Raw genomic sequence first — 13,092 nt, forward strand, 5'->3', positions numbered from 1 at the left:
CTGATCGGGGGCCACGCCCGGTCGGCCGCGAGGGGACGCCATCGGACGAACCGATGAGGCGCCACCGGACGAACCGATGGGACGCCGTGCGCCTGAGTTCACGCTCGTGCCGTAATCTCGAAGCTCGGAGCCCGCTGCTGACGGGACCGAACCTTGATCCACGACTTGGGGTTGCACAGCAGATGACTGCGATTTCTCTCGGCATGCCGTCCGTTCCGACCAAGCTCGCCGAGCGCCGTAAGAGCCGGCAGATCCAGGTCGGCTCCGTGGCGGTCGGCGGAGACGCCCCGGTGTCCGTGCAGTCGATGACCACGACCCGTACGTCCGACATCGGCGCCACCCTCCAGCAGATCGCCGAGCTCACCGCCTCCGGCTGCCAGATCGTCCGGGTGGCCTGCCCCACCCAGGACGACGCCGACGCCCTCGCGACGATCGCGCGCAAGTCGCAGCTCCCGGTCATCGCGGACATCCACTTTCAGCCGAAGTACGTCTTCGCGGCCATCGAGGCCGGCTGCGCCGCGGTCCGGGTGAACCCCGGCAACATCAAGCAGTTCGACGACAAGGTCAAGGAGATCGCGCGGGCCGCGAAGGACCACGGCACGCCGATCCGGATCGGGGTCAACGCCGGATCGCTGGACCAGCGCCTGCTCCAGAAGTACGGCAAGGCGACCCCCGAGGCCCTGGTCGAGTCCGCCCTGTGGGAGGCGTCCCTCTTCGAGGAGCACGGCTTCCGGGACATCAAGATCTCGGTGAAGCACAACGACCCGGTCGTGATGATCGAGGCCTACCGCCAGCTGGCCGCCGCCTGCGACTACCCCCTCCACCTCGGTGTGACCGAGGCGGGCCCGGCGTTCCAGGGCACGATCAAGTCGGCGGTCGCCTTCGGCGCCCTGCTGAGCGAGGGCATCGGCGACACGATCCGGGTCTCCCTCTCCGCGCCCCCCGTCGAGGAGGTCAAGGTCGGCAACCAGATCCTGGAGTCGCTCAACCTCAAGCAGCGCGGACTGGAAATCGTATCCTGCCCGTCCTGCGGCCGCGCCCAGGTCGACGTCTACAAGCTGGCCGAAGAGGTCACCGCGGGCCTGACCGGCATGGAGGTCCCGCTGCGCGTCGCCGTCATGGGCTGCGTCGTCAACGGCCCGGGCGAGGCCCGAGAGGCCGACCTCGGTGTCGCCTCCGGCAACGGAAAGGGCCAGATCTTCGTCAAGGGCGAGGTCATCAAGACCGTCCCCGAGTCGAAGATCGTGGAGACCCTCATCGAGGAGGCCATGAAGCTGGCCGAGCAGATGGAGGCGGACGGCGTGATCTCGGGCGAGCCGTCGGTGTCGGTGGCGGGCTGAGGGTCGCGGTTGCGGGCTGAGGGTCCTGGCTGAGGGCTGAGGGTCCCGGCTGAGGGCTGAGGGTCCCGGTGGCGGGCTGAGGGTCTCGGTTGCGGTCTGAGGGATTCGGTGACGGGCTGAGGGCCCCGGTTGCGGTCTGACGGGTTCGGTGGCGGGTTGAGGGTTGCGGTCCCGATTGCGGGCTGACGGGTTCGGTGGCCGGCTGACGGATTCGGTCGAGGGCCGACGCTTTCGGACAACGACCGGCGTGACTTTTCACGCACCGGTCCAGACAATCCCAGCCCGTCCGGCGTTTGAGGACGAGGCCCCTTCAGGGCCGAAGCGGGGGTCTGGGGGCGGCAGCCCCCAGGGAGTGGGACGGGCAGCCCCCAGGGCCGGAACCCCGGCAGACGGTTACGGACAAGCGGGCGCCAACACAGGGCGGCGCCGCTCAGCTTCCGCAGGTACAGTGCGGAGATCAGCAGACCCCAGTGTGAGGCCCCGCGCGTGTTGACCCAGACGACCTCCCGGGTCCTCGAACCGAGCGACCTGGACGCCGCGCTCGCCGTCCTCGACCGCGAGCCGGTCGCCAACGCCTTCGTGACATCCCGGATCCAGGTCGCGGGCCTCGACCCATGGCGGCTCGGCGGCGAGATGTGGGGCTGGTACGAGGACGGCATGCTGACGTCCCTGTGCTACGCGGGCGCCAACCTGGTCCCGATCTGCGCCACCCCGCGCGCCGTCCGGGCCTTCGCCGACCGGGCCCGCCGGGCCGGCCGCCGCTGCTCCTCCATCGTCGGCCCCGCCGAACCCACCTCCCAGCTCTGGCGGTTGCTCGAACCCAGCTGGGGCCCGGCCCGCGAGGTGCGCCGTCAACAGCCCCTCATGGTCGCCGACCGCATGACCACCGGCATCGCCCCGGATCCCTACGTCCGTCGCATCCGCAAGGACGAGATGGAAACGATCATGCCGGCGTGCGTGGCGATGTTCACCGAGGAGGTCGGAGTCTCCCCGATGGCCGGGGACGGAGGGCTGTTGTACCAGGCCCGCGTCGCCGAACTCGTCGGCGCCGGCCGCTCCTTCGCCCGCCTCGACCACCACGGCAAGGTCGCGTTCAAGGCGGAGATCGGCGCCGCGACCGACCGCGCCTGCCAGATCCAGGGCGTCTGGGTGGCCCCGGAGTACCGGGGCAGGGGCCTCGCCGCCCCCGGCATGGCAGCGGTCCTCAGCTACGCCCTCGCGGACGTGGCCCCGGTCGCCAGCCTCTACGTGAACGACTTCAACACGGCGGCGAGGCGCACGTATCGAAGGGTCGGCTTCCAGGAAGTGGGCGCGTTCATGAGTGTGTTGTTCTAGACGGACGGTGACCGCAGGACGTGCGCACCCCCCTGTACGCTCCCCGCATGGACCTCGTCATCGGCCCCTTGGACCTCTCCGCGCACGTGGACGAGGCCCTGGCAGTCCAAGCCATCGCCTTCGGACTCGGCCCCGACGAGATCGCCGTACGCCGCCAGATCGTCCTCCGTCACATGACCCACTCGGGAGCCAGGGCCCTCGGGGCGACAGCCGGAGCCAACCTCGTGGGGTTCGTCTACGGTATGCCGAACAACCGCACCCACTGGTGGTCCACCGTGGTGGAGCCGTATCTCCGAGCACGCCACTGCGACGACTGGCTCGACAACTCCTTCGTGATCACCGAACTGCACGTGCACCCCCGCTACCAGAACCGCGGCATCGGCCGGTCGCTGATCACCACGATCACCGACGCCGCCGTCGAACCCCGCTCGATCCTCTCCGCGATCGACACCGACAGCCCGGCCCGCGGCCTCTACCACTCCCTCGGCTACCAGGACCTCGCCCGTCAGGTCCTGTTCCCCAGCGCGCCGAAGCCGTACGCGGTGATGGGCGCCCCGCTGCCGCTCCGCAGGCGATAGCGCGGGGCCAATCGATTTCCAACGGGATGGACCCCCCGGCTAACCTCCTGGCATCACCCGCAATCAGCAGGAGTACGAGAACCATGGCGAACGCACCGGTCCAGCGCATGTCCCAGTTGTTGGCGAAGACGCTGCGCGACGACCCGGCGGACGCCGAGGTCCTCAGTCACAAGCTGCTCGTCCGGGCCGGCTACGTCCGCCGTACCGCGGCCGGTCTGTGGAGCTGGCTGCCGCTCGGCAAGAAGGTCCTCGCCAACGTGGAGCGGATCGTCCGCGAGGAGATGGACGCGATCGGCGCCCAGGAGGTGCTGCTCCCCGCGCTGCTGCCGCGCGAGCCGTACGAGGCGACCGGTCGCTGGGCGGAGTACGGCCCCGAACTGTTCCGCCTCCAGGACCGCAAGGGCGGTGACTACCTCCTCGGCCCGACCCATGAGGAGATCTTCACGCTGCTGGTGAAGGACCAGGCGTCCTCCTACAAGGACCTGCCGGTCATCCTCTACCAGATCCAGCACAAGTACCGCGACGAGGCCCGCCCCCGTGCCGGCATCCTGCGCGGCCGTGAGTTCCTGATGAAGGACTCCTACTCCTTCGACACGGAGGACGAGGGCCTCGCCCGGTCCTACGCGCTGCACCGCCAGGCGTACCAGAAGGTGTTCGAGCGTCTCGGCCTCGACTACCGCATCTGCGCCGCCACCGCGGGCGCCATGGGCGGCTCGAAGTCGGAGGAGTTCCTGGCCCCGGCAGGCGCCGGCGAGGACACCTTCGCCGACTGCCCGAACTGCGACTTCGCGGCCAACACCGAGGCGATCACATACGAGCTGAAGACGGTGGACGCCGACGGCGTGGCCGCGCTCGAAGAGATCCCGACCCCCGACACCCCCACCATCGAGACCCTCGCCGCGCACCTCGGCGTCCCGGCCTCCGCGACCCTCAAGAACCTCCTCGTGAAGGTGGACGGCGAGATCGTCGCCGTCGGCGTGCCCGGTGACCGCGAGGTCGACCTGGACAAGGTGGAGGCGCACTTCGCGCCGGCCGCGGTCGAGCTGGTCACCGCCGAGGACTTCGTGGGCCGCCCGGACCTGGTGCGCGGCTATGTCGGCCCGCAGAGCCTGGAGAAGGTCCAGTACATCGCCGACCCGAGGGTGGCGCCGGGCACCTCCTGGATCACGGGCGCCAACAAGGAGCACACGCACGCGAGGAACGTGGTCGCGGGCCGTGACTTCGAGGTCGACGCGTACGTCGACGTCGTGGTCGTCCAGGAGGGCGACCCCTGCCCGAACTGCGGCACCGGCCTCAAGCTGGACCGCGCCATCGAGATCGGCCACATCTTCCAGCTGGGCCGCAAGTACGCCGACGCCCTCAAGCTCGACGTCCTCGGCCAGAACGGCAAGCCGGTCCGGGTGACCATGGGCTCCTACGGCATCGGCGTCTCCCGCGCGGTCGCCGCCCTCGCCGAGCAGACCGCCGACGACAAGGGCCTGTGCTGGCCCGCCGAGGTCGCCCCGGCCGATGTGCACGTCGTCGCCGCGGGCAAGGCGCTGCAGACCGAACTCGCCCTCGACGTCTCCGACAAGCTGGCGGCCGCCGGACTGCGCGTCCTGGTGGACGACCGGGCCGGTGTCTCCCCGGGCGTGAAGTTCACCGACTCGGAGCTGATGGGCGTACCGCAGATCCTGGTGGCCGGACGGCGTTCCGCCGAGGGCGTGCTGGAACTGAAGGACCGCCGGACCGGTGAGCGCGAGGAGCTGACGGTGGACGAGGCGATCGCGCGCCTCACGACCGCCTGAGGAAACCTCTCGGAGAACCAGGGAACGAGGTGCCGCGGCCGGGGTGTTCGCCCCGGCCGCCACGATGCAGGCCGGCGCCACCGACGTCGAACTCCACGCCCACGCAAGCGAGTTCCGCACCGCGTCCGACGGCTGGGTGACGCTCTGAGGGACGCGGGCTGCCGTCACCCCTCAAAGCCACCCGGCGAACTCCAGCAACAACTCCGCGTCCTTCGGCCGCCCCACCCGAAGGGCCCGCACCCCGGACTCCACCGCCCGGAACAGCGTCCAGCCCCGCAGCCGCTCCTGGTCCACGTCCAGCGACTCCGCGAGCCGCTTCACCCGCCGCCGGGTCGTCGCCGCGCCCGACGGCGAGGCGATCAGGTCCTCCACCCGGTCCCGCACCAGCCGCGCCAGATCGAAGGCGCACTCGCCGACCACCGGATCGGGCCCCACGGCCAGCCACGGCATCCGCTCCCCGGCGAGCACCTTGCTCTGCCGGAACGTCCCGTGCAGCAGTCGTCGCTCGGGCGGCGCGGCCAGCAGGTCCGCACGGGCCGCGAGGGCCGCGTCCACCAGCGGAGCCAGCTCCGCGTCGGCGACGGCGCTCGCCCGCATCGCCCCGGCCTGCCGCCCGGTCCGCCCGGCAACCGTCTCGAAGGCATGGTCCCCGGGCTCCACCCACAGCCGCCGCAGCGTCCCCGCCGCCTCCAGCAGCGCCTTCGCCTCCGGCAGCGAGCGCACCGACACATCCGGATGCAGCCGCTCCAGGAGCAGCACGCCCTCCGCCACGAAGGGGTCGAGCAGCTGTACGGCGCCCAGGCCGGCCCACCGGACGAGCGCGGCCCGCTCGCTCTCCGGACGTGCCCGGGGCGGGGCCAGCTTCAGCGCCGCGGGCGTCCCGTCCGGCCGCCGCACCAGCACCACCAGGCTGCTGCGCCCACCGGGCACCTGCACCCGCTCCACCGTCGATTCGCGCAGCGCGACGGCCTGTCGGGCCGCCTCGGGCAGCTTCTCCAACCAGCCGTCACCGTCCGGTGCCGTCTCACCGAGCGCCCTCACCAGCCGCGGCGGCGGTTCGAAAGCCATGCGCGAGTCGTTCCCTTCCCGTACGGATCGAGCAGTACGTGCTACGCGGTGGGCGTCGCCGATGGCGACGCCGTAGCGGTCCTGGCCCGCTCGGCGAGCCCAGGGAAGGCTACGCTCTCGCCGCGCCAGCGCACCGCCCGCACCGCCGCCTCCCGCAGCGCCCCGGCCGCCGTGCCCCGCCGCTCGCCCGTGGCCGCCCGCACCAGATCGGAGTACACCCCGGCCATCCGGTCCTCCAGCTCGGCGGCCAGCCGCACCGCCGCGGACGAGTCCGGCACCGGGAAGGGCAGCGCGTACGCCGCCGCCGCGGACACCGGGGTGCCGTCCAGGTCCCGCACCTGGCGGACCAACGCGTCCCGCCGGGCGCGGTGGGCGTCGTACGCGGCCTTCGCCTCGGTACGCCGACCCTCCGGGACCCGGCCGCCGACGACCCCGTAGCCGTACACCGCCGCGTGCTCGGCGGCCAGTGCGGCCTGCAGGGCCGTCAGCTCCCGTTCCGTCTCCCGTTCCGTCACTTCGTGTCCTCCGTCAGCAGGTACGCGTGCGCCGCGCCGGCCGCCGCGACCGAGGCCAGCAGCCGTGCCAGTTCGCCCGGCACCTCGAGCAGCGCCTTCGCGCGCCGGTCCGCGAGCGACCGCTCGGCGGCGGCCAGTTCGGCGAGGGCGTCCCGCTCGGTCCCCGGTACGGCGGGCGACGGGGAAGCGGAGGGCGGAGGAGAGGCAGCGGCCTCGGATGCCTTCCCGGAAGCCCCCTGGGCAGCGCCCCCGAACGCCTCCGTGTGCCGCGCGACCGCCGCCCGCAATGGCCCCAGCCGGTCCGCCAGCGCGGGATACGCGGTGAGGACGGCGTCGTACCGCTCGGTCAGTCCCCGGCTGTCCCGGGCCGCACGCGCGCGTGCCCGCGCCGTGACCGACGGACTGCCGCCCGCGCGCTCCCCGGATCCGTCGGAACCGGCGGAGCAGCCCGCCGACAGGGCGGCGGCCCCGGCGGCCGAGACGAGCAGCGCTCTTCTGCGCGGCCCCGAGGGGGTGCGCGACGGTGGGGGGTACGGCACGGCAGACGTCCTCTGGAGCTCGTACGAACACACGGGCGGGGAGGGCGGCCCCGCCGGTGATCACGGTACCCGCGGACCGGCCCACCGACGCTCATCGCCGCCGCTCATCGGCGCAGCCAGAGCCCGCGCCGGGGCCCGCGCCGGGGCCCGCGGGCGCCCCGTGGACGGCAACACACCCTGGGACCGGATACCCTTTGACCAGACACGCGACGTTCCCCACAACAGCACACGCGGCCGAGGAGTCACCCGGATGAGCACCACCCAGAGCGAGAGGCTGCGAGAACTTCTGGAACCGCTCGTCGGCTCCCAGGGCCTCGATCTCGAGGAGATCGCGGTGGACTCGGTCGGACGCAAGCGTGTGCTGCGCGTCGTCGTCGACTCCGACACCGGTGCGGACCTGGACCAGATCGCCGATGTGAGCCGCGCGCTCTCGGCGAAGCTCGACGAGACGGACGCGATGGGGGAGGGCGAGTACACCCTCGAAGTCGGAACCCCCGGCGCGGAGCGCCTCCTCAAGGAGCACCGGCACTTCGTACGCGCCGTCGACCGACTGGTGAAGTTCCAGCCGCACGAGGGCGACGAACTGGTCGCCCGGATCCTCCAGGTCGACGACGAGGGTCTCGACGTCGAAGTGCCGGGTGTGAAGGGCCGCAAGGCCACCCACCGCAGACTCGCCTTCTCGGACATCGACAAGGCGCGCGTGCAGGTCGAGTTCAACCGCAAGGACAAGCAGGACATGACGGAAGAAGAGGAGGCGTAGCCGTGGACATCGATATGAGCGCCCTGCGGGGCTTGGTTCGGGAGAAGGAGATCTCCTTCGACCTGCTGGTCGGGGCGATCGAGTCGGCCCTCCTCATCGCCTACCACCGCACCGAGGGAAGCCGCCGTCACGCGCGCGTGGAGCTCAACCGGGAGACCGGGCATGTGACCGTGTGGGCGAAGGAGGACCCGGACGACCTCGAAGAGGGCCAGGAGGCCCGCGAGTTCGACGACACCCCGTCCGGCTTCGGCCGTATCGCCGCCACCACCGCCAAGCAGGTCATCCTGCAGCGGCTGCGCGACGCCGAGGACGACGCGACGCTGGGCGAGTACGCGGGCCGTGAGGGCGACATCGTCACCGGCGTGGTCCAGCAGGGGCGCGACCCGAAGAACGTGCTGGTGGACATCGGCAAGCTGGAGGCCATCCTGCCGGTGCAGGAGCAGGTGCCGGGCGAGACGTACCAGCACGGCATGCGCCTTCGGTCGTACGTCGTACGCGTGGCGAAGGGGGTGCGCGGTCCGTCCGTGACCCTCTCCCGCACACATCCCAATCTGGTGAAGAAGCTCTTCGCCCTGGAGGTGCCGGAGATCGCCGACGGTTCCGTCGAGATCGCCGCCATCGCCCGAGAGGCCGGACACCGCACGAAGATCGCCGTCCGGTCCACCCGTTCGGGTCTGAACGCCAAGGGTGCCTGCATCGGCCCCATGGGCGGACGGGTGCGCAATGTCATGGGCGAGCTCAATGGTGAGAAGATCGACATCGTCGACTGGTCGGACGACCCGGCCGAGATGGTCGCGAACGCGCTGTCCCCGGCCCGCGTCTCCAAGGTCGAGGTCGTGGACATGGCAGCCCGATCGGCACGGGTGACCGTGCCCGATTACCAGCTGTCCCTTGCGATCGGCAAGGAAGGGCAGAACGCCCGGCTCGCGGCCCGTCTCACCGGCTGGCGCATCGACATCCGGCCGGACACCGAGCAGCCCGGGGAATAGATCCAAGCCGCAGGTCGCTCAGATCACGACAGTTTGGTGCGCGGCAACTGTTCGATGCTTGCCCCAAAGGGGTGAGGTCGGTGCGGGGAGGTAGACTTAAGAGTGTCTGGCCGGACGCGTGCCCGCGCATGCCCTGAGCGCACCTGTGTGGGGTGCCGGGACCGAGCGGCCAAGAAGGACTTGCTGCGGACCGTGGCGATCGAGGGCGAATGCGTCCCCGATGATCGCGGTACGCTGCCCGGCCGGGGTGCGTATGTGCACCCCGCCCTGGTCTGTCTCGACCTGGCGATACGCCGTCGGGCGTTCCCAAGGGCGTTGCGCGCCCCGGGACCGCTCGACACCACGGCATTGCGCCGCTACGTCGAGCAGGCAACACCGTAAAAAGCGTCGCGCGGAACCCCGTGCGGCGCTGGTACCCCGCGAGTTGGAAGTAGGTCGAGATTGCGATGAGCACTCGATGAGCACGCGATGAGTACGCCCATGAAGTAGCGACGGTCCGGACGCAACCCGGACCTAAAAGGAGCGAAGTGGCTAAGGTCCGGGTATACGAACTCGCCAAGGAGTTCGGGGTGGAGAGCAAGGTCGTCATGGCCAAGCTCCAAGAACTCGGTGAATTTGTCCGTTCGGCGTCCTCGACGATCGAGGCGCCCGTTGTACGCAAGCTGACCGATGCCCTCCAGCAGGGCAACGGAGGCGGCAAGCCCGCCGCACGCAAGGCTGCCCCGGCCAAGCCGGGCGCCCCCTCTCCCGCGCAGGCCGCCCGTCCGGCAGCCCCGCGCCCGCCGGCCCCCAAGCCGGCCGCCGCCGAGAAGCCCGCGGCTCCCGCCGCGCAGGCCGCTCCCGGCCCCCGTCCCACTCCGGGCCCGAAGCCCGCGCCGCGGCCCGCCCCGGCGTCCCCGGCTCCGACCGCGCCCGAGTTCACGGCCCCCCCGGCGGCTCCGGCCGCTCCGGCCGCTCCCGCAGCACCGGCCGCCTCCGGCTCCGGTTCCGGCTCCGGCCCCCGTCCGGGCGCTCCGCGTCCGGCCGGTCAGGGTCAGGGCCAGGGCCAGGGTCAGGGTGCGCGTCCAGGCGCCCGTCCGTCCGGCCCCGGCCAGGGCGGCCAGGGTCGTGGTGACCGTGGCGAGCGTCCCGGTGGTCAGCGTCCGGGTGGCCAGGCGCCGCGTCCCGGTGCCCGTCCGGCCGGTCCCCGTCCGGGCAACAACCCGTTCACCTCTGGTGGCTCCACCGGCATGGCGCGTCCGCAGACGCCCCGTCCGGGCGGTGCCCCGCGTCCCGGCGGCCAGGGCGGCCCCGGCGGCGCTCCGCGTCCGCAGGGCGCCGGTCAGGGCGGCGGTCCCCGTCCCCAGGGCGCGTCGGGCGGTCCCCGTCCGCAGTCTCCGGGCGGCGCTCGTCCCAGCCCGGGCGGCATGCCCCGCCCGCAGGGCGGCGGTCCGCGTCCCGGCGGTGGTCCCGGCGGCGCCCGTCCGAACCCCGGCATGATGCCGCAGCGTCCGGCTGCCGGCCCCCGTCCCGGTGGCGGCGGTCCCGGTGGTCGCGGTCCCGGCGGTGCCGGTCGTCCCGGCGGTGCCGGCGGCGGTCGTCCGGGTGGCGGCGGCTTCGCCGGTCGTCCGGCCGGTCCCGGTGGTGGCGGCGGCGGCTTCGCCGGTCGTCCGGGTGGTCCCGGTGGCGGTGGCGGCGGCTTCGCCGGTCGTCCCGGTGGTCCCGGTGGCGGCGGCGGTCGTCCCGGCTTCGGCGGTCGTCCCGGTGGTCCCGGTGGCCGTGGTGGCACGCAGGGCGCCTTCGGTCGTCCCGGCGGTCCCGCGCGTCGCGGTCGCAAGTCGAAGCGGCAGAGGCGCCAGGAGTACGAGGCCATGCAGGCCCCGTCGGTCGGCGGCGTCATGCTGCCTCGCGGCAACGGACAGTCCGTCCGCCTGTCGCGCGGTGCGTCCCTCACCGACTTCGCGGAGAAGATCAACGCCAACCCGGCGTCGCTCGTCGCCGTGATGATGAACCTCGGCGAGATGGTCACTGCCACGCAGTCCGTCTCCGACGAGACGCTGAAGCTCCTCGCGGACGAGATGAACTACGTCCTCGAGATCGTCAGCCCGGAGGAGGAGGACCGCGAGCTGCTCGAGTCCTTCGACATCGAGTTCGGCGAGGACGAGGGCGGCGAGGAATTCCTCATGCCGCGTCCGCCGGTCGTGACCGTCATGGGTCACGTCGACCACGGTAAGACCCGACTGCTGGACACCATCCGCAAGACGAACGTCGTCGCGGGCGAGGCCGGCGGTATCACGCAGCACATCGGTGCGTACCAGGTCGCCACCCAGGTCAACGATGAAGAGCGCAGGATCACCTTCATCGACACCCCGGGTCACGAGGCGTTCACCGCCATGCGTGCTCGTGGTGCGAAGTCGACCGACATCGCGATCCTGGTCGTCGCGGCCAACGACGGCGTCATGCCGCAGACGGTCGAGGCGCTCAACCACGCCAAGGCGGCCGACGTCCCGATCGTCGTCGCGGTCAACAAGATCGACGTCGAGGGCGCCGACCCGACCAAGGTGCGCGGTCAGCTGACCGAGTACGGGCTGGTGGCCGAGGAGTATGGCGGCGACACGATGTTCGTCGACATCTCCGCCAAGCAGGGCCTCAACATCGAGAGCCTGCTGGAGGCCGTGGTCCTCACCGCGGACGCCTCGCTCGACCTGCGGGCCAACCCGGAGCAGGACGCGCAGGGTATTGCGATCGAGTCGCACCTCGACCGTGGCCGCGGTGCCGTCGCGACCGTCCTGGTGCAGCGAGGCACCCTGCGGGTCGGCGACACCATGGTGGTCGGCGACGCGTACGGCCGAGTCCGCGCGATGCTCGACGACAAGGGCGAGAACGTGGAAGAGGCGGGTCCCTCGACTCCGGTCCTCGTCCTCGGTCTCACCAACGTCCCGGGCGCCGGCGACAACTTCCTGGTTGTCGACGAGGACCGTACGGCGCGTCAGATCGCCGAGAAGCGTGCCGCTCGTGAGCGGAACGCCAACTTCGCCCGCCGGGGTGTCCGGTTCTCCCTGGAGAACCTGGACGAGGCCCTCAAGGCCGGTCTGGTGCAGGAACTCAACCTCATCATCAAGGGCGACGCGTCCGGTTCGGTGGAGGCTCTCGAGTCCTCGCTGCTCCAGCTCGACGTCGGCGAAGAGGTCGACATCCGCGTCCTGCACCGTGGTGTGGGTGCGGTCACCGAGTCGGACATCGACCTGGCGACCGGCTCCGACGCCATCGTCATCGGCTTCAACGTCCGCGCTGCGGGCCGCGCGGCGCAGATGGCGGACCGCGAGGGCGTCGACGTCCGGTACTACTCGGTGATCTACCAGGCCATCGAGGAGATCGAGGCGGCCCTCAAGGGCATGCTCAAGCCGGAGTACGAGGAGGTCGAGCTCGGCACGGCGGAGATCCGCGAGGTCTTCAAGTCGTCCAAGCTGGGCAACATCGCCGGTGTCCTGGTCCGCTCGGGCGAGGTCAAGCGCAACACCAAGGCGCGCCTCGTCCGCGACGGCAAGGTCGTGGCGGAGAACCTCAACATCTCCGGGCTGCGTCGCTTCAAGGACGACGTCACCGAGATCCGCGAAGGCTTCGAGGGCGGTATCAACCTCGGAAACTTCAACGACATCAAGATCGACGACGTCATCGCGACGTACGAGATGCGGGAGAAGCCGCGCGCGTAAGCGCTCGGACTTCCGAGACGGTCCGGTCCGGGGCCGGTCGACGGAGAGTTATTCCGTCGATCGGCCCCGGCCGTTCGTTGTACGGTTCTGATGTCCCTGCCACACGGATGGCGGGGCCATCGATCCCGGACCGGCGGGTGAACCGGTTACACACATGTATGTGGGGACTCTGTCCTTCGACCTTCTCCTCGGCGACGTACGGTCGTTGAAGGAGAAGCGCTCCGTCGTCCGCCCGATCGTCGCCGAGCTCCAGCGGAAGTACGCGGTGAGCGCGGCCGAGGTGGAACACCTGGACCTGCACCGGCGGGCCGGCATCGGCCTCGCGACGGTGTCCGGTGACGTGGGGCACGTGACCGACGTGCTGGACCGGTGGGGGGGGGGGGGGGGCGGCCCCCCCCCCGGGGGGGGGGGGGGGGTGTGGGGGGGGGGGGGGGGGGTGCAGCCCGGTCAGACCCCGGTTTTGGGCGACCCCCGTGGCGTGGGTGTTGT

The 13,092-nt window shown here is 71.5% G+C and carries 11 protein-coding genes and 1 pseudogene; 9 read left to right on the plus strand and 3 right to left on the minus strand.

What is annotated here, in order from left to right:
* Positions 1–182 precede the first annotated feature (182 nt).
* The 4 genes from ispG (at position 183) to AB0H86_RS35460 (ending at position 5,040) form a co-directional block, all read left to right on the plus strand.
* Entirely contained in the window at positions 183–1,340 is a 1,158-nt protein-coding gene (gene ispG, locus AB0H86_RS35445) for a flavodoxin-dependent (E)-4-hydroxy-3-methylbut-2-enyl-diphosphate synthase (protein ID WP_362448503.1), read from the plus strand.
* Positions 1,341–1,826: 486 nt separating this feature from the next.
* Complete coding sequence (locus AB0H86_RS35450; protein ID WP_362448506.1) at positions 1,827–2,675, plus strand: GNAT family N-acetyltransferase; 849 nt, start codon at positions 1,827–1,829, stop codon at positions 2,673–2,675.
* Between the two features lie 47 nt (positions 2,676–2,722).
* A complete protein-coding gene (locus AB0H86_RS35455) occupies positions 2,723–3,253 on the plus strand; it encodes a GNAT family N-acetyltransferase (protein ID WP_362448509.1) in 531 nt (176 codons plus the stop codon).
* 83 nt (positions 3,254–3,336) lie between these two features.
* Complete coding sequence (locus AB0H86_RS35460) at positions 3,337–5,040, plus strand: proline--tRNA ligase (protein ID WP_362448512.1); 1,704 nt, start codon at positions 3,337–3,339, stop codon at positions 5,038–5,040.
* Positions 5,041–5,211: 171 nt separating this feature from the next.
* On the opposite strand, the gene AB0H86_RS35465 is transcribed toward AB0H86_RS35460, so the two are convergent.
* From AB0H86_RS35465 to AB0H86_RS35475, 3 genes are read right to left on the minus strand one after another with little or no spacing between them, the layout of a single operon-like run.
* Positions 5,212–6,108 carry an aminoglycoside phosphotransferase family protein gene (locus AB0H86_RS35465; protein WP_362448515.1) on the minus strand — a complete coding sequence of 299 codons (897 nt, stop codon included), beginning with the start codon at positions 6,106–6,108 and terminating at the stop codon, positions 5,212–5,214.
* Between the two features lie 41 nt (positions 6,109–6,149).
* Positions 6,150–6,623, minus strand: coding sequence for a ferritin-like domain-containing protein (locus AB0H86_RS35470; RefSeq protein WP_362448518.1), 474 nt, complete (start codon positions 6,621–6,623; stop codon positions 6,150–6,152).
* Positions 6,620–7,162, minus strand: coding sequence for a hypothetical protein (locus AB0H86_RS35475; protein WP_362448521.1), 543 nt, complete (start codon positions 7,160–7,162; stop codon positions 6,620–6,622). Before AB0H86_RS35475 ends, AB0H86_RS35470 begins: the two co-directional genes overlap by 4 nt.
* A 250-nt stretch (positions 7,163–7,412) precedes the next feature.
* Between AB0H86_RS35475 and rimP the strand changes: the two genes are divergently transcribed.
* The 5 genes and pseudogenes from rimP to AB0H86_RS35500 form a co-directional block, all read left to right on the plus strand.
* On the plus strand, positions 7,413–7,922 hold the full coding sequence (gene rimP, locus AB0H86_RS35480; protein WP_362448524.1) for a ribosome maturation factor RimP: 510 nt from the start codon (positions 7,413–7,415) through the stop codon (positions 7,920–7,922).
* A 2-nt stretch (positions 7,923–7,924) separates the two neighbouring features.
* Entirely contained in the window at positions 7,925–8,911 is a 987-nt protein-coding gene (gene nusA / locus AB0H86_RS35485) for a transcription termination factor NusA (protein WP_362448527.1), read from the plus strand.
* A gap of 102 nt (positions 8,912–9,013) precedes the next feature.
* On the plus strand, positions 9,014–9,292 hold the full coding sequence (locus tag AB0H86_RS35490; RefSeq protein WP_362448530.1) for a YlxR family protein: 279 nt from the start codon (positions 9,014–9,016) through the stop codon (positions 9,290–9,292).
* A 146-nt stretch (positions 9,293–9,438) separates the two neighbouring features.
* On the plus strand, positions 9,439–12,603 hold the full coding sequence (gene infB, locus AB0H86_RS35495) for a translation initiation factor IF-2 (RefSeq protein ID WP_362448533.1): 3,165 nt from the start codon (positions 9,439–9,441) through the stop codon (positions 12,601–12,603).
* Between the two features lie 154 nt (positions 12,604–12,757).
* Positions 12,758–12,973, plus strand: a pseudogene (locus AB0H86_RS35500) (DUF503 domain-containing protein); the annotation flags it as partial.
* Between the last annotated feature and the right edge of the window lie 119 nt (positions 12,974–13,092).

Source organism: Streptomyces sp. NPDC050997, from assembly GCF_040660135.1.
Taxonomy (GTDB): Bacteria; Actinomycetota; Actinomycetes; order Streptomycetales; family Streptomycetaceae; genus Streptomyces.